Below are 23,024 nucleotides of genomic sequence, written 5' to 3' on the forward strand. Positions count from 1 at the left end.
GATTGGTCCACAGGCCACCGCGTTGCCCCGGACTGACCCTGAACCGGCCAACGCCGGCTACATTAGCTCTCGTTTTCAAGGCCCTTTGCATGTCCGATCCCCGTTATCAGATCGACGTCAGCGTCGTGACCCGTTTCCTGGCAGAACAATCACAGCCCGAGCAGCAGCGTTTTGCCTTTGCCTATACCGTTACCGTGAGCAACAACGGACAGATACCGGCTCGCCTGCTGTCTCGCCACTGGGTGATCACCGATGGCGATGGCAAGGTCGAGGAAGTCCGAGGCGCCGGTGTCATTGGCCAGCAACCGCTGATCGCCGCCGGTGAAAGCCACACCTATTCCAGCGGCACGGTGATGGCCACCACGGTGGGCAACATGCAGGGCAGCTATCAGATGCAGGCCGAAGACGGCAAGCAGTTCGAAGCCGTCATCGCCCCGTTTCGCCTCGCCGTACCAGGCGCCCTGCACTGATGGCAGTGTACGCAGTCGGTGACTTGCAAGGCTGCCTGCAGCCACTCAAGTGCCTGCTGCAACAGGTCGCCTTCGACCCTGCCAAGGACACGCTGTGGCTGGTGGGCGACCTGGTCAACCGCGGGCCGAGTTCGCTGGAAACCCTGCGCTACCTGTATGGCATGCGTGACGCGCTGGTGTGTGTGCTGGGCAATCACGACCTGCACCTGCTGGCGGTGGCCAACGACGCCGAGCGGCTCAAGCGTGGCGATACCTTGCGCGAAATCCTCGACGCACCCGACGGCCCGCAGTTGCTCGACTGGCTGCGCCGGCAGAAGCTGCTGCACCACGACGAACAGCGCAATGCCGTGCTGGTGCATGCCGGGATTCCACCACAATGGTCGCTGCGCAAGGCCTTGCGCCTGGCCGCCGAGGTCGAGACCGCGCTGCGTGATGACCAGCTGTTCAAGCCTTTTCTGGACGGCATGTACGGCAACGAGCCGAACAAGTGGGACAAGGCGTTGCAGGGCGTTGCCCGCTTGCGTGTGATCACCAACTACTTCACCCGCATGCGTTTCTGCACCGCCGACGGCAAGCTCGACCTCAAGGGCAAGGAAGGCGCCGACACCGCGCTGCCCGGCTACGCGCCCTGGTTCGCCCACAAGGAGCGCAAGACGCGCGACCTGAAGATCATCTTCGGCCATTGGGCGGCGCTGGAAGGGCGTTGCGAGGCGCCGGGCGTGTTCGCGCTCGATACCGGATGCGTGTGGGGCGGTGCGATGACGCTGCTCGACGTCGACAGCGGTGAGCGCCTGTCCTGCAAATGCACCGATGAGGGCGATGTGCACTTGCCTGCAGCGACCCCCGCGGCGGATTTCCCTCCCCCATGCGACAAACGCTAGAATGGGCGACCAGCCCAGGAGCCTGTCCATGACCGAATTCAAACGCATCCCTCCGCAAGACGTCCAGAGCCTGCGCGAACAGGGCGCCGTGGTGGTGGATATCCGCGACCCGCAAACCTTCGCGGCTGGCCATATCACCGATTCCACTCACCTGGACAACCACTCGCTGCACGGTTTCATCACGGCGGCCGATCTGGACAAGCCGCTGGTCGTGGTCTGCTACCACGGCAATTCCAGCCAGAGCGCCGCTGCCTACCTGGTGAGCCAGGGCTTTTCCGATGTGTACAGCATGGACGGCGGCTTCGAGCTGTGGCGCAGCACCTTTCCGGGCGAAACCAGCCAGGCTGAATAATCCTTCGCAAGCCCCGCGCGACGAAATTTTTTTCGTCGCCGACGCCGCGCCCCACGGGCCTTCGCAGCATTGTCGCCAGGCCCTGGCCGCAGTTAATTGCGCATCCGCGCTTGAAGTCTTCGATAACCAACTATCCTTAAGCTCAGGCCATCCATAACAGGGGAGAGCCGGTACACCGGCGCGCGGGTCAATCGGTCAAGGCTACAAGGGTGTTCTGGGGGGTATACGGCCACCACGGGGTTTGGGTGACCGCCAGCATCAACTGAGTGATCCGACGTCGGCTCCACGTATCGAGCGAGGTGACGTCATGAGTATCTTTAGCCACTTCCAACAACGCTTCGAATCCACACGCCAGGAAGAGCTCTCGTTACAGGAGTACCTCGAGCTGTGCAAAACCGACCGCAGGACCTATGCGTCTGCTGCCGAGCGGATCCTGATGGCGATAGGGGAGCCCGAATTGCTCGACACGTCGGCCAATTCCCGGCTGTCGCGCATCTTCTCCAACAAGGTGATTCGTCGCTACCCAGCGTTCGAAGACTTCCACGGCATGGAGGAATGCATCGACCAGATCGTGTCGTACTTCCGCCATGCGGCGCAGGGCCTGGAAGAGAAGAAACAGATCCTGTACCTGCTGGGCCCGGTAGGCGGCGGCAAGTCTTCGCTGGCCGAGAAGCTCAAGCAGCTGATCGAGAAGGTGCCGTTCTACGCGATCAAGGGTTCGCCGGTGTTCGAGTCGCCCCTGGGGCTGTTCAATGCCACCGAGGACGGCGCGATCCTTGAAGAAGACTTCGGCATTCCGCAACGCTACCTGAGCACCATCATGTCGCCCTGGGCCACCAAGCGCCTGGCCGAATTCGGCGGTGACATCAGCCAGTTCCGCGTGGTCAAGCTCTACCCTTCCATTCTCAACCAGATCGCCGTGGCCAAGACCGAGCCGGGCGACGAGAACAACCAGGACATTTCCGCGCTGGTGGGCAAGGTCGACATCCGCAAGCTGGAGGAATACCCACAGAATGACGCCGATGCCTACAGCTACTCGGGTGCCCTGTGCCGGGCCAACCAGGGCCTGATGGAATTCGTCGAGATGTTCAAGGCGCCGATCAAGGTGCTCCATCCGCTGCTGACCGCCACCCAGGAGGGTAACTACAACAGTACCGAGGGCCTGGGCGCGATTCCCTATTCGGGCATCCTGCTGGCGCACTCCAACGAATCGGAGTGGCACAGCTTTCGCAACAACAAGAACAACGAGGCGTTCATCGACCGGATCTACATCGTCAAGGTGCCGTACTGCCTGCGTGTCAGCGACGAGATCAAGATCTACGACAAGCTGCTGTTCAACAGCTCGCTGTCCAAGGCTCATTGCGCGCCCGACACCCTGAAGATGCTGGCGCAGTTCACCGTGCTGTCGCGGCTCAAGGAGCCGGACAACTCCAACATCTATTCGAAGATGCGCGTGTACGACGGCGAGAACCTCAAGGACACCGATCCCAAGGCCAAGTCGATCCAGGAATACCGCGACACCGCGGGCGTGGATGAAGGCATGAATGGCCTGTCGACGCGCTTCGCCTTCAAGATCCTCTCCAAGGTGTTCAACTTCGACCCCCACGAGATCGCCGCCAACCCGGTGCACCTGCTTTATGTACTGGAGCAGCAGATCGAGCAGGAGCAATTCCCTGCCGAGGTGCGCGAGCGGTACCTGCGCTTCCTCAAGGAATACCTGGCACCGCGCTACATCGAGTTCATCGGCAAGGAGATCCAGACCGCGTACCTGGAGTCGTACAGCGAGTACGGGCAGAACATCTTCGACCGCTACGTGCTGTACGCCGATTTCTGGATTCAGGATCAGGAGTACCGCGACCCGGAAACCGGCGAGATTCTCAACCGCGTGGCCCTCAACGAAGAGCTGGAAAAGATCGAGAAACCAGCCGGCATCAGCAATCCGAAGGATTTCCGCAACGAGATCGTCAACTTCGTGCTGCGCGCCCGCGCCAACAACAACGGCAAGAATCCGACCTGGCTCAGCTACGAGAAGCTGCGCGTGGTGATCGAGAAGAAAATGTTCTCCAACACCGAGGACTTGTTGCCGGTCATCAGTTTCAACGCCAAGGCCAGCAAGGAGGACCAGCAGAAGCACAACGACTTCGTCACTCGCATGGTCGAGCGCGGCTATACCGACAAGCAGGTCCGTCTGCTGTCCGAGTGGTATCTGCGGGTCAGGAAGTCGCAGTGATCACGCGGTAGGTTTCAGGCTGCGACGGGCCCAGGCAGGCATCGATGCCCGGGCTTTTCGCTGCTCTCGACTTGTGGCTTGCAGCCCGGCTGCCCGGAGGCCTAATGAGCTATGTGATCGACCGACGCCTCAATGGCAAGAACAAGAGTACGGTGAACCGCCAGCGTTTCCTGCGGCGTTACCGTGACCACATCAAGAAGGCCGTGGAAGATGCCGTCGGCCGTCGTTCCATCACCGACATGGAACATGGCGAGCAGATCAGCATTCCCGGCCGCGATATCGACGAGCCGGTGTTGCAGCACGGCCGCGGCGGCAAGCAGACGGTGGTGCACCCCGGCAACAAGGAGTTCACCGCCGGCGAACACATCGCCCGCCCCCAGGGCGGAGGCGGCGGCAAGGGGCCTGGCAAGGCGGGCAACTCCGGCGAGGGCATGGACGAGTTCGTGTTCCAGATCACCCAGGAGGAATTTCTCGAATTCATGTTCGAGGACCTGGAACTGCCCAACCTGGTGAAGCGCAACCTCAGTGGTACCGACACCTACAAGACGGTGCGTGCTGGTATCAGCAACGAGGGCAACCCTTCGCGCATCAACATCATCCGCACCCTGCGCTCGGCCCATGCGCGGCGCATAGCGCTTTCAGGCAGCAGCCGCGCCAAGCTCAAGGCGGCCAAGCTTGAGCTCGAGCGTTTGAAGATCGAGGAACCGGACAATTTCGGTGACATTCAGGCATTGATCGGCGAAATCGAAAAGCTCAGCGCGCGCATCCATCGCGTGCCCTTTCTGGACACCTTCGACCTCAAGTACAACCTGCTGGTCAAGCATCCCAACCCCAGTTCCAAGGCGGTGATGTTCTGCCTGATGGACGTGTCCGGTTCCATGACCCAAGCCACCAAGGACATAGCCAAGCGCTTCTTCATCTTGCTGTATCTGTTTCTCAAGCGTAACTACGACAAGATCGAAGTGGTGTTCATCCGCCATCACACCAGCGCCCGCGAAGTCGACGAGGAGGAGTTCTTCTACTCGCGCGAGACCGGCGGCACCATCGTTTCCAGCGCCCTGAAACTGATGCAGGAGATCATGGCCGCGCGGTACCCAACCAACGAATGGAACATCTACGCCGCCCAGGCCTCGGACGGCGATAACTGGAACGACGACTCACCGATTTGCCGGGAAATCCTCACCCAGCAGATCATGCCGTTCGTGCAGTACTACACCTATGTGGAAATCACGCCGCGCGAACATCAGGCCCTGTGGTACGAATACGAGCGCATCAGCGAGTCGTTCGCCGATACGTTCGCCCAGCAGCAGCTGGTGTCGGCCGGTGATATCTATCCGGTCTTCCGTGAACTCTTCCAGCGCAGGTTAGCGACATGACCGCCAGAGAGCAGAAGCGCCAACCCATCTCCACGGGCTCGGAATGGACGTTCGAGCTCATCCAGACCTACGACCGGGAAATCAGCCGCATCGCCGAGCGCTATGCGCTGGACACCTACCCCAACCAGATCGAGGTGATCACTGCCGAGCAGATGATGGATGCGTACGCCTCGGTGGGGATGCCCCTGGGCTATCACCATTGGTCCTACGGCAAGCATTTTCTCAGCACCGAGAAGTCCTACACCCGCGGCCAGATGGGCCTGGCCTACGAGATCGTCATCAACTCCGATCCGTGCATCGCCTACCTGATGGAAGAGAACACCATCTGCATGCAGGCGCTGGTGGTGGCCCATGCCTGCTATGGGCACAACAGCTTCTTCAAGGGCAACTACCTGTTCCGCACCTGGACCGACGCCAGTTCGATCATCGATTACCTGGTGTTCGCCAAGTCCTACATCATGAAGTGCGAGGAACGTCATGGCATCGATGCCGTGGAGGATCTGCTCGATTCCTGCCACGCCCTGATGAACTACGGTGTCGACCGCTACAAGCGTCCCTACCCCATTTCCGCGGAAGAAGAGCGTCGCCGCCAGGCCGATCGCGAAGAGCACCTGCAGCGGCAGATCAACGATCTGTGGCGCACCATTCCCAAGGGCGCCGACAAGAACCGCGAGGAAGACAACGCCCGGTTCCCGGCCGAGCCGCAGGAGAACATCCTGTATTTCATCGAAAAGCATGCGCCGCTGCTCGAGCCCTGGCAGCGCGAGATCGTACGAATCGTGCGCAAGATCGCCCAGTACTTCTACCCGCAACGCCAGACCCAGGTGATGAACGAGGGCTGGGCAACGTTCTGGCACTACACCCTGATGAACGACCTCTACGACGAAGGCCTGGTGACCGACGGCTTCATGATGGAGTTTCTGCAGTCGCACACCAGCGTGGTGTTCCAGCCCGGTTTCGACAGCCCCTACTACAATGGCATCAACCCCTATGCCCTGGGCTTTGCCATGTACCGCGACATACGCCGCATGTGCGAGCACCCGGACGATGAAGATCGTCACTGGTTTCCCGACATTGCCGGCAGTGACTGGCTGTCGACCATCAAGTTCGCCATGAGCAGCTTCAAGGACGAGAGCTTCATCCTGCAGTACCTGTCGCCCAAGGTCATTCGCGACCTGAAGCTGTTCAGCATCATGGATGACGATCAGCGGGACGAGTTACTGGTGCCAGCCATCCACGATGAAAACGGCTATCGCACCATTCGCGAAACCCTGGCGGCGCAGTACAACCTGGGTAACCGCGAGCCCAATGTACAGATCTGGAGCATCGATCGACGCGGTGACCGCTCGCTGACCCTGCGTCATCAGCAACATGACCGCAAGCCACTGGGAGAATCCACCGACGAGGTGCTCAAGCACCTGCACCGCCTGTGGGGGTTCGATATCCATCTGGATACGCTGCAGGGCGATCAGTTGGTCAAGACCCATCACGTGCCACCGCGCAGCGAGCATGCGGACGGCAGCCACGGGCGGATGGACCTCAACATCGTCCACCTCTGAGGCAGGTGCGTACGCAAAACCGCCGATGGCTTGGTGTTATCCTTCCGGGCCATCGGAGGTGTTGCAATGAAGATCTATGAAGTGGGTGGAGCGGTGCGCGACCGCTTGCTGGGCATACCGGTCGTGGACATCGACCGCGTGGTGGTCGGTGCCGACGCCGAACGTATGCTCGCTGATGGCTATCGTCCCGTGGGCAGTGATTTCCCGGTGTTCCTGCATCCGCAGACCGGTGAGGAATATGCCCTGGCACGCACCGAGCGCAAGAGTGGACGTGGCTATGGCGGGTTCGTCTTCCACGCCAGCCCGGACGTGACCCTGGAGCAGGACCTGTCGCGGCGCGACCTGACCATCAATGCCATGGCCGAGGACGATGACGGCCGCATCATCGATCCGTACGGCGGTCAGCAGGACCTGAACGAGCGCCTGCTCAGGCACGTGTCCCCAGCGTTCATCGAAGACCCCTTGCGCGTGCTGCGGGTCGCACGTTTCGCCGCGCGCTATGCCGGACTGGGTTTTCGCGTGGCCGAACCGACCCTGCAGCTCATGCGTCAGTTGAGCGAGTCGGGCGAGCTGCAGGCCTTGACCGCCGAACGCAGCTGGAAGGAGATTTCCCGAGCATTGATGGAGGCTCATCCCCAGGTGTTCATTCAAGTGCTGCGCGATTGCGGGGCGCTGGAGCACCTGCTGCCTGAGGTCGACGCGTTGTTTGGCGTGCCGCAGCCGCCGGCCCATCATCCGGAGATCGACACCGGCGTGCATACCCTGAGCGTGCTTGAACAGGCGGCGCGCCATGGCCAGCCGCTGAGCGTGCGCTGGGCGTGCCTGCTGCACGACCTGGGCAAGGGCACCACGCGCCCCAGCGAGTGGCCGCGGCATATCGCCCACGAGCAGCGGGGCGTGAAACTGATCAAGGCGGTCAACGAACGCTTCAAGGTGCCCAGGGATTGTCAGGAGCTGGCGGTGTTGGTGGGTGAATATCACACGCACGGCCATCGAGCCCTGGAGCTCAAGCCGTCGACGCTGCTGGAGTTGCTGCAGAGCTTCGATGTGTACCGTCGCCCCGGGCGCTTCGAGGATTTCATCATGGCGTGCGAGATGGACGCGCGAGGGCGGTTGGGGTTCGAGGCGCGGGAATATCCGCAGGCGGATTATCTAAGGGGTGCGGCTGCAGCGGCGCGGGGTGTGGCGGTTCAGCCGCTGGTTGCCCAGGGGTTCAAGGGCCAGGCATTGGGGGAGGCGTTGAAGCGGGCGCGGTTGGAGGCACTCAAGGCGTATAAGGCGGGGGTTTGAGGGTGGCCTTGGGGGCCTCTTCGCGGGCAGAGACCCGCTCCCACAGGTGGGGAGCTGTGCTTGTGAAGAAGACGGTGATGATTCAAAGCGTGACGGGAGTCAATTGCTGCCCGCGCCATTCGAATGGAACGGGGGCCAACACCTGATCGATGTTCGACTCGCGCCAAAGCTGGTCAAGACTCACCCCTGCGCCTGGATGCACCAACTCTGGCGCGATCAATGCCAATGGCCACAGTACAAACGCATTTTTCAGAATTTCGGCACGGGGCAGCACCAGTCCGTCGAAGTTACCGACCAGGTCGCCGTACAGCAATACATCGATATCCAACGGCAGGCCTTTGCGCTCCGGGGCGTAGCGGCCATTGTCGGCTTCGATGAACTTCAACCGACGATCCAGTGCGGTCAACGGCAAGTCGGTCAGCCCGGTTACCACCAGATTGAAGAACGGGCCGCTCTTGATGCCCACCGGCTGGCTTTCGAATACCGCTGAACAGCGCATGTCCACGAGCAAGGGCGCCAACGCATCGAGCCCCGCACACAGATGACGTTCACGGTCGGTGTTGCTGCCCAGGCCCAGGTAGATTCTATTCAGCGACATCCGCGCTCGATCTCCACACCGACACCTTGCGCCGCCGCGACGGCACCCGGCTTGGTGACCTTGAGCCGCAGCCTGGGAATGCCGAACTCGCTCATCAACAGCTGGGCCAGACGTTCGGCGAACGTCTCGACCAGTTCGAAGCGAGCCTGCGCGGCAAATGCCTGGACGCGCTGCGACACCGTCGCATAGTCGAGGGCCAGGGTGAGGTCGTCGCCAGCCGCAGCCGGGCGGTTGTCCCAGGCGAACACCAGGTCCAGACGCAGGCACTGACGAATGTCACGCTCCCAATCGTAGGCGCCGATCACCGTGTCGACTTCCAGACCTTCGATAAACACTCTGTCCAAGCACTTCACTCCGCAGCACGACAAGGGCGCCAGGCGCCGTTAGAATCAAGGGTTTCCAGACCCGGAAATAGTAAGCATGTTCTGGTTGCTGGCGCTTGGCGCCTACCTGCTCGGCTCGCTGTCCTTCGCTATCGTGCTCAGTCGCGCGACGGGCACTCCCGACCCGCGAATGAGCGGTTCGGGCAACGCCGGGGCAACCAACATGCTGCGCCTGGCCGGTAAAAAGCTCGCCATCCTCACTCTGCTGGGCGACTTGTGCAAGGGTTTGCTGCCGGTGCTGGCCGCCGCCTGGGCCGGGATGACCCTCGGGCAGCAAGCCTGGATCGGGCTCTGCGCGGTAATCGGCCACCTGTTCCCGCTGTATTTCCGCTTCAAGGGCGGCAAGGGCGTGGCCACCTCCGCTGGCCTGCTGATGGGGCTGTACCCACCCGCTGCACTGCTGGCAATGCTGGCCTGGGCGCTGACCTTTCGGCTCAGCCGCACCAGTTCGCTGGCGGCCCTGATCGCCACGCCCCTGACCCTGCCGTTGCTGGCCTGGCAGCGCCCTGAGGCGCTGCTGCCCATGAGCGTGCTGACGGTGCTGGTGATCTGGCGTCACCGCGGTAACCTGCGCGATTTGTTCGCCGGCCGCGAGCGTCACTTCTGAGCGGGCTGGCCAACATATTCAGAGCGGTGGCAACTGCTCCATTGGCCAACGCGCCTGGACACTGATCGCCAGGGTTTCCTGCTGGCCGGCCAACAGCCGCTGACAACCAGCATAGGCGATCATTGCGCCGTTATCCGTACAGAACTGCGGACGGGCGTAATAGACATTGCCACCCAGTTCACCCAGCATTTTTTCCAGGCCCTGGCGCAGCGACTGGTTGGCACTCACCCCACCCGCAATCACCAGGCGCTTGAGGCCGGTCTGCTTCAAGGCGCGACGGCATTTGTAGGTCAGGGTATCGACCACTGCCTGCTCGAAGGCCAAGGAGATGTCGCAGCGGGTCTGCTCGCCGTCGTCTCCGGCGCTGCGGCACTGCTGCCAGGTGTTGAGGGCGAAGGTCTTCAAGCCGCTGAAGCTGAAATCCAGGCCAGGGCGGTCGCACATCGGTCGGGGGAAGGTAAAGCGCCCCGCCACACCCTGCCTGGCCAAGCGAGCGATCTCCGGGCCACCCGGGTAATTCAGGCCGATCAGCTTGGCGGTCTTGTCGAAGGCTTCCCCGGCGGCATCGTCCAGGGTCTCGCCGAGCAAGGCGTACTGGCCGATGCCGTCGACCTGCACCAATTGCGTATGGCCGCCGGACACCAGCAGAGCGACGAACGGAAACTGTGGCGGTTGCTCTTCCAGCATGGGCGCCAATAGGTGGCCTTCCATGTGATGAACGCCCAGGGCTGGTATGTCCCAGGCGAACGCCAGCGCCTGCGCACACGAGGCACCTACCAGCAGCGCCCCGACCAGGCCGGGGCCGGCCGTGTAGGCGATGGCGTCGATCTCGGTTGCCGCGCAGTCGGCTTCGGCCAAGACCTGGCGGATCAACGGCAGCATGCGTTTGACGTGATCGCGCGAGGCAAGCTCGGGCACGACCCCGCCATAGGCGCGATGCAGGTCGATCTGGCTGAACAGCGCGTCGGCCAGCAGGCCGCGTTCGCTGTCGTATAATGCGACACCGGTTTCGTCGCAGGACGTTTCCAATCCCAGTACTAGCATGGCCAGGCCTTGTGGAGCTCTATTCGAAGGCGCGCATGATAGTCGTCGAACAAGGCACCGACCAGCGGTTTTCGATCAGAGGCTTTGCATTCCTGTCGGGTAAGGGTTAACATCCGCAACCCTTAAAAACCGACGTACTTATGCGCGATTTTGCCATGAGATGTCGACCCCGGTAATGAATGAAGGTAGCTCTGGATGCCAGCCGTCAAAGTTAAAGAGAACGAACCCTTCGACGTAGCTCTGCGTCGTTTCAAGCGCTCCTGCGAAAAAGCCGGTGTACTGGCTGAAGTTCGTAGCCGCGAATTTTACGAGAAGCCGACTTCGGAGCGTAAGCGCAAGGCAGCAGCCGCTGTCAAACGCCACGCCAAGAAAGTCCAGCGCGAACAGCGCCGCGCCGTTCGTCTGTACTAATACACAGACGTTCGTTGCAAGCTTCTGCCTTGCCCGGCCCACAGCCGGGCTGCCGGCAGTTGCAGCAGTACCCCGCCTCAACCGTCAGAACTGGTTTCATCGCCAGATCGTGCGCGTCATTCTGACGAGCCTTGCAAGGCTGCAGACGAGCACACTTATTCCTTTGGCAACGCCCTGCTTCGACTGCTGCCCCCGGGCTCCGTTGAACGTACAGACGTTTCCGATACAGAAATCTGCGCTGCAACACCTGCCAGACCGATTTCCAATGGGTACACTTCCGCTCCTGGGCTGCTGATAAAGAGAACGCCATGGCCGGGCTGATTCCCCAAGGCTTCATCGACGACCTGCTCAACCGCACCGATATCGTCGATGTCGTGCAGTCTCGCCTGCAAATGAAGAAAGCCGGCAAGAACTACACCGCCTGCTGCCCGTTCCACAAGGAAAAGACTCCCTCGTTCAGCGTCAGCCCCGACAAGCAGTTCTATTACTGTTTTGGCTGCGGCGCGGGCGGCAATGCCCTTGGCTTCATCATGGACCACGACAACCTGGACTTCCCCCAGGCCGTCGAGGAACTGGCCAAGGCCGCCGGCATGGAAGTGCCGCGCGAAGACAGCGGGCGCAACAGCAAGCCTCGCCAGCCCACCGACTCACCGCTGTACCCCTTGCTTGAAGCTGCCGCGCAGTTCTACCGCATGGCGCTCAAGGGGCATGCGCAACGTCGCGCGGCAGTCGACTACCTCAAGGGTCGGGGCCTGTCCGGCGAGATCGCCCGCGATTTCGGCCTGGGCTTCGCCCCGCCCGGCTGGGACAACCTGTTCAAGCACCTGAGCAGCGACAGCCTGCAACAGAAAGCCATGATCGACGCCGGCCTGCTGGTGGAGAACGCCGACTCCGGCAAGCGCTACGACCGTTTTCGCGACCGCGTGATGTTCCCCATCCGCGACAGCCGCGGACGGGTCATCGCCTTCGGTGGCCGCGTGCTCGGTGACGACAAGCCCAAGTACCTGAACTCGCCGGAGACCCCGGTGTTCCACAAGGGCCAGGAGCTGTACGGCCTTTACGAAGCACGCAAGCACAACCGCAACCTCGACGAGATCATCGTCGTGGAAGGCTACATGGACGTCATTGCCCTGGCCCAGCAAGGCCTGCGCAATGCCGTCGCGACCCTGGGCACGGCCACCAGCGAGGAACATCTCAAGCGCCTGTTCCGCGTGGTGCCCAGCGTGCTGTTCTGCTTCGACGGCGACCAGGCCGGCCGCAATGCCGCCTGGCGCGCACTGGAAGCTGCACTGCCGAGCCTGCAGGATGGGCGCAAGGCGCGCTTCCTGTTTCTGCCCGAAGGCGAAGACCCGGATACCCTGGTGCGCTCTGAAGGAACAGACGCCTTCCGCGCCCGCATCAACCAGCACGCACAGCCGCTGGCCGACTATTTTTTCCAGCAGTTGACCGAAGAAGCCGATCCGCGCTCGCTCGAAGGCAAGGCGCACATGGCGACACTGGCTGCGCCGCTGATCGACAAGGTGCCCGGCGCCAATCTGCGCACGTTGATGCGCAACCGCCTGAGCCAGATCACCGGCTTGAGCGGCGAGGCTGTCAGCCAGCTGGTGCAAAGCGCCCCTGCCGCACCGATGCCCAGCCATGATCCGCTGGCCGATTACGATTCAATGCCGGGTTATTCGCCCGACTTCAGTGACTTTCATGCGCCGCCGGCCTTCGAACCACAGCAACAATGGACATCGGCCAAGCCAGGCGGGAAGAAATGGGAAGGCAAGCCCTGGAAGGGCAAAGGCAAGCGTGATTTCGAGCCGCGCCCGCAGCCGCGCACGCCGGTGACCGTCGAGCCGCCTACCTTGAGCGCGCTGCGAACCTTGCTGCACTACCCGCAACTGGCGGAAAAGGTCGAGGACGTCAGCCATTTTGCCGATGAAGAACAGGTACACGCGCAGTTGCTGGTGGCATTGCTCGAAGCCCTGCAGAAGAATCCTAAGCTACGCTCTCTGCAGTTGATCGCGCGCTGGCACGGCACCGAACAGGGCAAGCTGCTGCGAGCACTGGCCGAGAAAGAATGGCTGATCGATGCCGATAACCTTGAACAACAGTTTTTCGACACTATAACTAGCTTGTCCGCTCGCCAACGCGAGCGTTGTCTCGAGCATTTGCTCAGAAAATCAAGACAGAGTGAACTGAGCGCAGAGGAAAAGAATCAACTGCGCGAGCTACTCAGCCGCAATGTTCACGCACAAACCCCGACCTCAACTGGCGCGTGAGGTCCTAGCTCGGGTATAATCCTCGGCTTGTTTTTTGCCCGCCAAGACCTTCAGTGGATAGGGTGTTATGTCCGGAAAAGCGCAACAGCAGTCTCGTATCAAAGAGTTGATCACCCGTGGTCGTGAGCAGGGTTACCTGACTTACGCCGAGGTCAACGATCACCTGCCCGAGGATATTTCAGATCCGGAGCAGGTGGAAGACATCATCCGCATGATCAACGACATGGGGATCAACGTATTCGAGAGTGCTCCGGATGCGGATGCCCTTTTGTTGGCCGAAGCCGATACCGACGAAGCGGCGGCCGAAGAGGCCGCTGCCGCGTTGGCAGCGGTCGAGACCGACATCGGTCGCACGACCGACCCGGTGCGCATGTACATGCGCGAAATGGGTACGGTCGAGCTGCTCACGCGTGAAGGCGAAATCGAAATCGCCAAACGTATCGAAGAGGGCATCCGTGAAGTGATGGGCGCAATTGCGCACTTCCCCGGCACGGTCGAGCACATCCTCAGCGAATACGATCGTGTGACCACCGAGGGCGGCCGCCTGTCCGACGTGCTCAGCGGCTACATCGACCCGGACGAAGGCATTGCGCCGCCGGCCGAGGTACCGCCGCCGGTCGAGAAATCGGCCGACAAGGCCGATGGCAAGGACGACGACGAAGAGGAAGCCGACAGCGACGACGAGGACGAAGTCGAAAGCGGTCCGGATCCCGTCATCGCCCAGCAGCGCTTCGGCGCCGTGTCCGACCAGCTCGCCGTCACTTTGAAGGCTCTGAAGAAGCATGGCCGTCACAGCAAGCAAGGCATTGCCGAGATGCTGCTGCTGGCCGAGCTGTTCATGCCGATCAAGCTGGTGCCCAAGCAGTTCGAAGGCTTGGTGGAGCGTGTTCGTGGTGCTCTGGAGCGTCTGCGTCAGCAGGAACGCGCCATCATGCAGCTGTGCGTGCGTGATGCACGCATGCCGCGTGCCGACTTCCTGCGCCAGTTCCCCGGCAACGAAGTCGACCAGACCTGGAGCGATGCCCTGGCCAACGGCAAGGCGAAGTACGCCGAAGCCATCGGTCGCCTGCAGGCCGACATCCAGCGCTGCCAGCAGAAGCTGAGCGCGCTGGAAGCGGAAACCGGCCTGACCATCGCCGAGATCAAGGACATCAACCGTCGCATGTCGATCGGCGAAGCCAAGGCGCGTCGGGCGAAGAAAGAGATGGTCGAGGCCAACCTGCGTCTGGTGATCTCGATTGCCAAGAAGTACACCAACCGTGGCCTGCAGTTCCTCGACCTGATCCAGGAAGGCAACATCGGCTTGATGAAGGCGGTGGACAAGTTCGAATACCGTCGCGGCTACAAGTTCTCGACGTACGCCACCTGGTGGATTCGTCAGGCCATCACTCGCTCGATCGCCGACCAGGCGCGCACCATCCGTATTCCGGTGCACATGATCGAGACCATCAACAAGCTCAACCGCATTTCGCGGCAGATGCTGCAGGAGATGGGTCGCGAGCCTACGCCTGAAGAGCTGGGCGAGCGCATGGAGATGCCCGAGGACAAGATCCGCAAGGTCTTGAAGATCGCCAAGGAGCCTATCTCCATGGAGACGCCGATTGGTGACGACGAAGACTCCCACCTGGGTGACTTCATCGAAGACTCCACCATGCAGTCGCCGATCGACGTGGCCACCGTGGAGAGCCTCAAGGAAGCCACGCGCGAAGTGCTGGGCGGCCTTACGGCACGGGAAGCCAAGGTGCTGCGCATGCGTTTCGGCATCGACATGAACACCGACCACACCCTCGAGGAAGTCGGCAAGCAGTTCGATGTTACCCGCGAGCGTATCCGCCAGATCGAAGCCAAGGCGCTGCGCAAGCTGCGTCACCCGACCAGAAGCGAGCACCTGCGCTCGTTCCTCGACGAATAAGCTTCTGCGACGAGCACCACCAGAACCCCCGGCCCTGTCGGGGGTTTTGCATCATGGACCGATGGCCTTCAAGTTTGTTATCACCCCCTCTTCCCGCTGGCCGCCGCGCCCGACTACACTGGCCTTTTCTGCGCTGGTCCAACGAGGCTGCCATGCATCGACTGCCGGCACTTGTGCTGCTGACTTCGCTCGCCGGGCCAGCCATCGCCGACACCCCTCCTCCCGCCGGCTACCCGCCAGGGCAACTTGAACGTGCGTCGTTGCACACCGACGGCGCAAACGCGCGCCCTGTGTTCGCAGCGCTGGCAAGCGACCGCGCGCCGTCGCTGGACGAGGAGACTGTGGCCGATGCCGCGCCCGCGCGCGACTGGTACAACACCCTGATCTACGGTCTGCCAGGGCTGGTCATGTTGGTAATTGCCCTGGGCGTGGTGATCCGCATCAACCGTCGCCTGACCTCGGAGATCAGCCAGCGCATTGCCCTGGAGCATGAGCTGCGCAGCAGCGAATACCATTACCGCGGCTTGGTCGAGAGCCTTTCGGCCATCGCCTGGGAAGCCGACACCACCGACTACACCTACAGTTACGTCTCGCCCCATGCCGAGGCCCTGCTGGGCTACCCTCTGCAGAGCTGGCTGGAGCCGGGCTTCTGGCAGCGCATCCTGCACCCCGAGGACGCCCGCCGAGCGCGCGCCTACTGCTCGGAACAGACCGCCGCAGGCGTCGGACATGCCCTTGAATACCGGGTGATCACCGCCGACGGACGCAGCCTGTGGGTACGCGACATCGTCAGCCTGATCAAGCATGACCTGCGCCCGGTGATGCGTGGCCTGATGATCGACATCAGCGAAACCAAGAAGATCGAGGAGGCCCAGCGCCTGTCCGAGCAGAAATTCGCTTCGGTGTTCCGCCAGTGCCCCGACATCCTGGTCATCGCGCGGCTCAGCGACGGCTGCCTGTTGGAGGTCAACGAGGCCTTCGAAGAGCAGATCGGCCTCAAGGCGCCGCAGGTGGTCGGGCGCCGCGCCGCAGAACTGGACATCTGGGGCGTGGACGGCGTGGCACCGCGCCTGCTCAAGCGCCTGCAGGACGGCAGCGTGCGCAACCTGGAGATGACCTTTCGCCGCGACAACGGCCAGCGCTTCACCGGCCTGCTCTCGGCCGAGCCGTTCGAACTGGAAACCACCGCCGCCCTGGTCGTGGTGGTGCGCGACATCAGCGAACTCAAGCAGACCCAGCAACGCCTGCAGATTTCCGAAGAGAAGTTCGCCAAGGCGTTCCACGCCTCGCCCGACGGCATGCTGCTGACCCGGCAGAGCGACGGGCTGCTGATCGAGGTCAACGAAGGCTTCAGCATCATGACCGGGCACAAGAGCAAGACCTCGCTGGATCGCTCGACCCTGGAGCTGGGCATCTGGGCCGACCCCAACGAGCGCAAGCGGTTGCTGGAGAAGCTGCAGCGACAAGGCTTCGTTCGCGACTTCGCCTGCCGCATTCGGCGCATCGATGGCCAGGTGCGACTCTGTGAGGTGTCGGTGCGCCCGCTGCCGATCGGTGGCGACGCCTGCATGCTGACGATTGCCCGCGACATCACCGAGCGCCACCAGATGCAGCACAAGCTGGCGCTGGCGGCGACCGTGTTCGAGAGCACCGCCGAGGGCGTGCTGATCACCGACACGCAGCAGCGCATCAGCATGGTCAATCGCGCGTTCACCGAGATCACCGGCTTCAGCGAACAGGAGGTGCTGGGCCAGACCCCTCGCCTGCTCGCCTCGGGCCAGCACGACAGCGCGTTCTACATCGCCATGTGGCATCGGCTGGCGGCCGAGGGTCATTGGCAGGGCGAGATCTGCAACCGGCGCAAGAACGGCGAGCTGTACCCCAGCTGGCTGACCATCAGCTCGGTGCGCAACGGCGACGAAGCGATCACCCATTTCGTAGCCGTGTTCGCCGACATTTCCAGCCTCAAACACGCCCAGGCGCGGCTGGACTATCAGGCCCATCACGACCCCCTGACCGGCCTGCCCAACCGCACCCTGTTCGAAAGCCGGTTGGCCGCCGCCCTGGCCAGCCAGACCGAAGCCGGCGGCCAGGGCGCGGTGCTGTTCCTCGATCTCGACCGTTTCAAACACATCAACGACAGCCTTGGCCACCCGGTGGGCGACCTGCTGCTCAAGGGCATCGCCCTGCGCCTCAAGGAGCAGGTGCGCGACATCGACACCGTGGCGCGCCTGGGCGGCGACGAGTTCATCATCCTGCTGCCAGGGCTGGCCCACGCCAGCGACGCCGAGCATATCGCCGCCAAGGTCCTGGCCTGCTTTACTGCGCCGTTCCAGGCCGGCGACCACGAGTTCTTCACCAGCGCCAGCATCGGCACCAGCCTGTATCCGCAGGACGGCAGCGACGTCGCCACCTTGGTCAAGAACGCCGATGCCGCCATGTACCGCTCCAAGGCCAAGGGCCGCAACCGGGTGGAGAGCTACACCCGCGACCTCACCACCCAGGCCACCACCCGCATCGCGCTGGAGCACGAGCTGCGCCGCGCCATCGAGCGCGACGAGCTGAGCCTGAGCTATCAGCCCAAGTTCAGCATCGACACCCACAGCCTGGTGGGCGCCGAAGCGCTGATCCGCTGGAAGCACCCCAACTTCGGCGACGTGCCGCCCGAGCAATTCATTTCGCTGGCCGAAGAGAACGGCATGATCCTGCAGCTCGGCGATTGGGTACTGGAACAGGCCTGCCGACAGATGTGCGAGTGGAAACGGCTATACCACGAGTTCGGTCCGCTGTCGGTCAACCTCGCCGGCGCCCAGCTGCGCCAACCCAACCTGCTCAAGCGCATCGAAGGCCTGCTGGCCGACAGCGGCCTGCGCCCGCAGTCGCTGCAGCTGGAGATCACCGAAAACTTCATCATGAGCCAGGCCGAAGAAGCCCTGGTGGTGCTGCACCAGCTCAAGCACCTGGGCGTGCAACTGGCCATCGACGACTTCGGCACCGGCTACTCGTCGCTGAGCTACCTCAAGCGCCTGCCGCTGGACATCCTCAAGATCGACCAGTCGTTCGTCCGCGGCCTGCCCGACGACCCCCACGATGCCGCCATCGTACGGGCGATCATCGCCCTGGGCCGCAGCATGCAACTGACCGTCATCGCCGAAGGCGTGGAAACCCCCGCACAGCAGGCATTCCTCGCCCGCGAAGGCTGCGAGCAGATCCAAGGCTACCTGGTCAGCCTGCCCCTGCCCCCCGAGCGCTTCGCCGCGACCTTTCTTCGTATGCGCCTTTCGGATTTTTCGGATAGCACTCCCTTCAATCCATCGCTATAATCGGCGGCCTTCTGGGGCCTATAGCTCAGTTGGTTAGAGCAGGGGACTCATAATCCCTTGGTCGCAGGTTCGAGTCCTGCTGGGCCCACCAAGATTTGAGAGCCGCGCTTTGCGCGGCTTTTTTTGTTTTGGAAAGGCCTTTGTCGCGATCGGCTTCCAGCACGTGGTCGCCAATATGTTCGTCATACCGGCGGCAATCTTTGCCGGGGCTTTGAGCTGGGCGCAGTTCGGCGATAATTTTGTTCCGGTATTCCTGGGTAACGCCGTGGGAGGCGCGGTCTTCGTTGGGCTGGCCTATCATGTGGCGTACTTCAAGACGGCAACCGGCTCCGAAGCGTCGGCCACGGCCGGTGGTGCGCGAACGCAGAAATAATCCAGCTATGCTGGCGTTGGTACTGTCATCAAGGTTGAGAAATGGACTTCACACCTGTCATCGCCCAGCTCTGGGGCATGCTGAGCTGGGCGCTTCCGCTCCTGTTGCTCATCACGTTATTCAAGTCGCCGTGGGCCAAGGGTCATATCGGTGAGTTGCTGGTACGCTTGTTTGCACACTGGCAACTGGACCAACACACCTATCGCCGCCTGCACAACGTCACCCTGAATACGCCTGACGGCACGACGCAGATCGATCACGTGTTTCTCTCGGTCCATGGCATTTTCGTGCTGGAAACGAAGAACATGAGCGGCTGGATTTTCGGTACTGAACAACAGGCGCAGTGGACGCAGAAGTTTCCCAGGCTCAGCTTCAAATTCCAGAACCCTCTTCGGCAGAACTACAAACATCTGAAGGCGCTGGAAGCCACTTTGGGGGTGAGCCCTGCCCACTTGCATTCGGTGATCACGTTCGTCGGGGGCAGTACGTTCAAGACCGAGATGCCGGCCAATGTGACTCGAGGCATCGGTTTCATCCGCTATATCAAGTCGTTTCGGCAGGTGGTGTTCAGCGAGGCGGAAGTCGATGACATGTTGCAAGCACTGAAGGCCGGGCGTCTGGCACCGAGCATTGCGACTCATCGCGAACACGTGCAACACCTCAAGCGTCGCAGTGATCCAAGCGCTGAACGTTGTTGCCCGAAGTGCGGCAGTGCGCTGGTCATTCGCACGCGGAAAACGGGAGCCAATGCCGGGCAGCAGTTTTGGGGATGTTCGGCTTTTCCCAAGTGTAGAGTCATGCAAAGTCTCTAAGGTGCTGCGCTCCATCAGGCTGTTGATTGAAGGCAAACTACCCAAATGTTTGCCTGAACGGATCGGCACTTTTCTGTATTGCGGCGACCACGTGCTGCGCTTGCTCCGTCACCTCACCCGAGCTCGCCAGCACCTGCTCCAACGCCTGCAATTGCCTGCGGATCACTTCTTGTGGCTGATCTACAGCACAGAGCTGGGCGAAATCCAGCAAGCCCTGTCGCGAGGCGAACATTGATTTGTTGCCGATCAGGTCCAGGGCAAGTACATCGTCAGGGATATAGGCCGTGGTGTTGACGATGTCGTAGGCGGGTGCAAGCCGTGCATCGCCCTGGGCGGGATTGGCGTAGAGCAGTCCGAAGTTTTTCAGATGAGCATCGCCGTTGCCGACCATGCAGCTGAGAGTCACGATGGCGAATAGCTGAGACAGTGAATGCTCTATCCGGTCCGGGGCGCAGAACATACGGATGGCTCTGGCAATGGACGAGTAGCTCTTGCTGTACTTCTGTTCGGCAGCCAGGCCCATGAGGGCTGTCATGTCCTCGAAGCCAATGGGGTTGAGCTGCTCGTCCCGATCGAAGCGGCGCATGACGAATAGTTTGGTGTTATCGGACAGGTAGAATTCCGGCACGACGATTCCAGAAGCCTTGGCCACGGACATGCAGAGAAACTCGTTGATCGCCAGGCCAGGGAATTCATCTCGGCCGCTCTTGATGATCAGTTCGGACGTTTTCGAGGTGAATCGCTGCGGCGCGTGGTTTTGATGCTCAGGTACCAGCACCTTGGGTTGCACCCCTGAGATGCCGGCACGCAGGATGTACCGATCAACCAGGCTGGCGAAGATGTCCTCGGCACCATCCCAGGCGAGGATCTCATCTAGCCTTTCTCCGGGGAACTGTTGGCGTTGCAACAGCGCATCGACTTCCGGCGAGTTGACTGCGACTCGCCCGATGGGCGAACTGCTGCCTGAAAGAGCCAGGAGTAGCATTGGATCGACGTTTGTCAGCTTGGCCAGGCGATTACGCAGCTGCTCCAGCACGTAACCCTCAGGCAGATTCATCTGGAAGATGGGATGAAGTTCGCGATGGCGATATTCATCCATTCGCGGGGGCATGAGCAAACTGATCGCCCTGTGGGCACTAGCGTCATCGCGATAGCGGAAGATGTAGTCATCTTCGCTGCACATCACTCTTCCGCTCTCTCCTTCCGGGGTTGAAACCTGCAGTAGGGTCGGCATCAGTCGAATATCCCGTGAATTTCATCCAGCGTGGGCAGCACGGCAGGTATGACCGTGAGTTCGCAATTCAGCGCAGCGAGCACGCGTGCATAGGCGGTCATGCCGACCGAGAGATCGCCCTTCTCGATCGCGATGACCTTCTGCCGTGTGACAAAAGCTAATGCGGCAAGCCGGGCTTGAGTCATGCCACGATTGAGGCGGCGTTGCCGGATTTGCGCGCCCAGACGGGTGGCAATAAGCTCGTAGTCCATGTTCTGCATACGTGACAAAGTGAGGTCAATGTAACGTATACCTAACCTTCACGAAAATAAAGCTCCGGCTGACACAAAGTGCAGCCTTTAGGCTCCTCTCTGGAAACCCTCACTTGGCCTGCAAACGAAACCCCAGCAAATTTTCCTGCAACGTAAACTGCTCACCAATGTTGCCGCAGAAGCTGGTGCGCGGCAGGAAGGCGCCGGCGCCGTTCAGGTAGGGCGGGATGTTGGTGCTCTGTTCGCAGCCTTGCAGAATGCGACCGCGCAGCGCGCCGTTGGCCTGGGCGGAGCGCAGGGCGCCCAGCGGGGTGGTGTCGGCGACGACCAGGGCGCCGGGCGGCACCAGGGTTTCGTAGGTGCGGGCGAACTGGTGCGCGGAGCGGTCTTGCAGGTAGGGCACCAGGTAGTAGCGGATGTCGTCGCGAAACGGCAGGGCTTCGGTGTGGGTCGGCAGTTTGACCCAGCCGTTGGCGTACAGCCCCCACATCGACAGCATGGCGACCGGCCCCGCCAATACCGACAGGTAGACGACGGCAGTGCCGATACGGCTGCCAGGCAGGTATCTGGCCAGGTTGACCACGCCGAGGATGCTGGCCAGGGCGATGCCCGGCAGGAACAGGGTGAAGCGGTCGAATACGCCGTAGGACACGGCAAACAGGAAGTTGAGTAGCAGCGCTGCCCAGAGCACCTGCAGCGCGCGGGTTTTTGGCCACAGGATGAGGCCAAGAATCTGCGGGCCGATCAGCGACAACGCCAGCAGCACCACGGCGTTTTTCTCGTGCCACATGTCGTCGAAACGCCAGAGCGTATCATTGCGGCCGCCTGCGATGATCGCCAGTTGGTCGGGGCCTGCCAGGTAACGGCGGGTGATGTCGAACAGGCTCATGCCAGTGCCCAGGTCGTTGATCACGGCAGGCCAGGCCGGCGCAAAACCCAAGGCGATGCCGGGCAGCACCAGCAGCAGGCGCAGCCTGTGTTGCACGGCCAGCTGCACATACAACGGCAGCAGCACCACCAGTGTCAGTGGGTGAATCGCCAGGGCCAGGCCACTGAGCGCGCCGATGGCCAGCAGGCGGCCGGTGGCACCGAGTCGCGCCGGTGCGGCGAAACACAGCCAGTAGGCGCCGATGATCAGCACGGCATGCAGCACGTAGGGCTCGGCCTTGGTGGAGGCCCAGAACACCGCGTGGGCCAGCACGGTGGCGGTTGCCGCCAGCAGCGCCAGGTGACGTGGGGTGCCGACACTGACCGCCAGGCCGTGGACGACCATGGCCAGTGGCAGCAAGAGGATGGCGTTGAGCAGGCTGAGCAGGTGCATGCCCAGCAGCGCATGAATGACACGAGCGATGAGCGCGTAGAACGGATGGCTGACCGGCCCCAGGGAGGAGCTGAAGAACGGGCCCTGGGCGGCGTCGGCCAGCATCAGGCCGTTGTCCATCCATTGCACCGGACCGCTGGCGGCCAGGAAGCTGGCGATCACGGCGCACGCCAGCATCAAGCCGGCCACGACGGTCGGCAGGTGCGTGCCACGGGTTGAACTCATGTTCCTTGTTCTCCTGTTCCTTGCTCTGTAGGGACCGCGAGCAGCGGGTTGTTCAGTAAAGGTCTGAATGGAAACAGCATCGGTAGGTGAACTATCGCGTGGCGA

Annotated in this window: 18 protein-coding genes, 1 tRNA gene and 2 pseudogenes; 15 read left to right on the forward strand and 6 right to left on the reverse strand. The window is 61.9% G+C overall.

Going from position 1 to position 23,024, the window contains the following annotated elements:
• Positions 1 to 89: 89 nt before the first annotated feature.
• The 7 genes from apaG to ONG87_RS19110 all read left to right on the forward strand — a co-directional run bounded on the left by apaG (position 90) and on the right by ONG87_RS19110 (position 8,158).
• A complete protein-coding gene (gene apaG / locus ONG87_RS19080) occupies positions 90 to 470 on the forward strand; it encodes a Co2+/Mg2+ efflux protein ApaG (RefSeq protein ID WP_122477148.1) in 381 nt (126 codons plus the stop codon).
• Positions 470 to 1,351 carry a symmetrical bis(5'-nucleosyl)-tetraphosphatase gene (locus ONG87_RS19085; protein ID WP_185795330.1) on the forward strand — a complete coding sequence of 294 codons (882 nt, stop codon included), beginning with the start codon at positions 470 to 472 and terminating at the stop codon, positions 1,349 to 1,351. Before apaG ends, ONG87_RS19085 begins: the two co-directional genes overlap by 1 nt.
• 28 nt (positions 1,352 to 1,379) lie before the next feature.
• Positions 1,380 to 1,703: a thiosulfate sulfurtransferase GlpE gene (gene glpE, locus ONG87_RS19090; RefSeq protein ID WP_122477145.1), complete on the forward strand. Its 324-nt coding sequence runs from the start codon at positions 1,380 to 1,382 to the stop codon at positions 1,701 to 1,703.
• A 307-nt stretch (positions 1,704 to 2,010) separates the two neighbouring features.
• Entirely contained in the window at positions 2,011 to 3,933 is a 1,923-nt protein-coding gene (locus tag ONG87_RS19095) for a PrkA family serine protein kinase (RefSeq protein WP_122477144.1), read from the forward strand.
• A 104-nt stretch (positions 3,934 to 4,037) separates the two neighbouring features.
• Complete coding sequence (locus tag ONG87_RS19100; RefSeq protein ID WP_122477142.1) at positions 4,038 to 5,309, forward strand: YeaH/YhbH family protein; 1,272 nt, start codon at positions 4,038 to 4,040, stop codon at positions 5,307 to 5,309.
• Complete coding sequence (locus ONG87_RS19105; protein ID WP_264381846.1) at positions 5,306 to 6,868, forward strand: SpoVR family protein; 1,563 nt, start codon at positions 5,306 to 5,308, stop codon at positions 6,866 to 6,868. The genes ONG87_RS19100 and ONG87_RS19105 overlap by 4 nt, the downstream gene beginning before the upstream one ends.
• 66 nt (positions 6,869 to 6,934) lie before the next feature.
• Positions 6,935 to 8,158: a multifunctional CCA addition/repair protein gene (locus ONG87_RS19110; protein ID WP_264381847.1), complete on the forward strand. Its 1,224-nt coding sequence runs from the start codon at positions 6,935 to 6,937 to the stop codon at positions 8,156 to 8,158.
• A gap of 82 nt (positions 8,159 to 8,240) precedes the next feature.
• On the opposite strand, the gene folK is transcribed toward ONG87_RS19110, so the two are convergent.
• Both folK and folB read right to left on the reverse strand, forming a co-directional pair.
• Positions 8,241 to 8,756 (reverse strand): 2-amino-4-hydroxy-6-hydroxymethyldihydropteridine diphosphokinase, encoded by a 516-nt coding sequence (gene folK, locus ONG87_RS19115; protein WP_122477137.1) that lies wholly within the window; start codon positions 8,754 to 8,756, stop codon positions 8,241 to 8,243.
• Complete coding sequence (gene folB / locus ONG87_RS19120; protein ID WP_264381848.1) at positions 8,747 to 9,100, reverse strand: dihydroneopterin aldolase; 354 nt, start codon at positions 9,098 to 9,100, stop codon at positions 8,747 to 8,749. The genes folK and folB overlap by 10 nt, the downstream gene beginning before the upstream one ends.
• A 76-nt stretch (positions 9,101 to 9,176) precedes the next feature.
• On the opposite strand from folB, the gene plsY reads away from it, so the two are divergent.
• Positions 9,177 to 9,746: a glycerol-3-phosphate 1-O-acyltransferase PlsY gene (gene plsY / locus ONG87_RS19125; RefSeq protein ID WP_122477134.1), complete on the forward strand. Its 570-nt coding sequence runs from the start codon at positions 9,177 to 9,179 to the stop codon at positions 9,744 to 9,746.
• An 18-nt stretch (positions 9,747 to 9,764) separates the two neighbouring features.
• Here the strand turns inward: plsY and tsaD are convergent, their stop codons facing one another.
• Complete coding sequence (gene tsaD / locus ONG87_RS19130; protein ID WP_122477133.1) at positions 9,765 to 10,790, reverse strand: tRNA (adenosine(37)-N6)-threonylcarbamoyltransferase complex transferase subunit TsaD; 1,026 nt, start codon at positions 10,788 to 10,790, stop codon at positions 9,765 to 9,767.
• Between the two features lie 195 nt (positions 10,791 to 10,985).
• On the opposite strand from tsaD, the gene rpsU reads away from it, so the two are divergent.
• The 7 genes and pseudogenes from rpsU to ONG87_RS19165 all read left to right on the forward strand — a co-directional run bounded on the left by rpsU (position 10,986) and on the right by ONG87_RS19165 (position 19,888).
• Positions 10,986 to 11,201: a 30S ribosomal protein S21 gene (gene rpsU / locus ONG87_RS19135; RefSeq protein ID WP_002551877.1), complete on the forward strand. Its 216-nt coding sequence runs from the start codon at positions 10,986 to 10,988 to the stop codon at positions 11,199 to 11,201.
• 308 nt (positions 11,202 to 11,509) lie between these two features.
• The gene (gene dnaG / locus ONG87_RS19140) at positions 11,510 to 13,468 is read left to right on the forward strand and encodes a DNA primase (protein WP_122477131.1); all 1,959 of its coding nucleotides are present in this window, start codon (positions 11,510 to 11,512) and stop codon (positions 13,466 to 13,468) included.
• A gap of 67 nt (positions 13,469 to 13,535) precedes the next feature.
• Positions 13,536 to 15,380 (forward strand): RNA polymerase sigma factor RpoD, encoded by a 1,845-nt coding sequence (gene rpoD, locus ONG87_RS19145; protein WP_185795335.1) that lies wholly within the window; start codon positions 13,536 to 13,538, stop codon positions 15,378 to 15,380.
• A gap of 368 nt (positions 15,381 to 15,748) precedes the next feature.
• Positions 15,749 to 18,703: pseudogene (locus tag ONG87_RS19150) on the forward strand (EAL domain-containing protein); the annotation flags it as partial.
• 14 nt (positions 18,704 to 18,717) lie between these two features.
• Positions 18,718 to 18,794 (forward strand) — tRNA-Ile (locus ONG87_RS19155).
• Positions 18,795 to 18,839: 45 nt separating this feature from the next.
• A pseudogene (locus tag ONG87_RS19160) lies at positions 18,840 to 19,076 on the forward strand (formate/nitrite transporter family protein); the annotation flags it as partial.
• 41 nt (positions 19,077 to 19,117) lie between these two features.
• The gene (locus ONG87_RS19165; RefSeq protein ID WP_122477128.1) at positions 19,118 to 19,888 is read left to right on the forward strand and encodes a nuclease-related domain-containing protein; all 771 of its coding nucleotides are present in this window, start codon (positions 19,118 to 19,120) and stop codon (positions 19,886 to 19,888) included.
• Positions 19,889 to 19,925: 37 nt separating this feature from the next.
• Here ONG87_RS19165 and ONG87_RS19170 read toward each other — a convergent pair whose 3' ends face one another.
• The 3 genes from ONG87_RS19170 to ONG87_RS19180 all read right to left on the reverse strand — a co-directional run bounded on the left by ONG87_RS19170 (position 19,926) and on the right by ONG87_RS19180 (position 22,919).
• Positions 19,926 to 21,122 (reverse strand): type II toxin-antitoxin system HipA family toxin, encoded by a 1,197-nt coding sequence (locus ONG87_RS19170; protein WP_264381849.1) that lies wholly within the window; start codon positions 21,120 to 21,122, stop codon positions 19,926 to 19,928.
• A complete protein-coding gene (locus tag ONG87_RS19175; protein WP_122477203.1) occupies positions 21,122 to 21,373 on the reverse strand; it encodes a helix-turn-helix transcriptional regulator in 252 nt (83 codons plus the stop codon). The genes ONG87_RS19170 and ONG87_RS19175 overlap by 1 nt, the downstream gene beginning before the upstream one ends.
• Before the next feature lie 109 nt (positions 21,374 to 21,482).
• Positions 21,483 to 22,919, reverse strand: a complete 1,437-nt coding sequence (locus ONG87_RS19180; protein ID WP_264381850.1) for a DUF2723 domain-containing protein — start codon at positions 22,917 to 22,919, stop codon at positions 21,483 to 21,485.
• Positions 22,920 to 23,024 lie beyond the last annotated feature (105 nt).

The organism is Pseudomonas sp. MM227 (assembly GCF_947090715.1).
In the GTDB taxonomy this organism is placed as follows: Bacteria; Pseudomonadota; Gammaproteobacteria; order Pseudomonadales; family Pseudomonadaceae; genus Aquipseudomonas; species Aquipseudomonas baltica.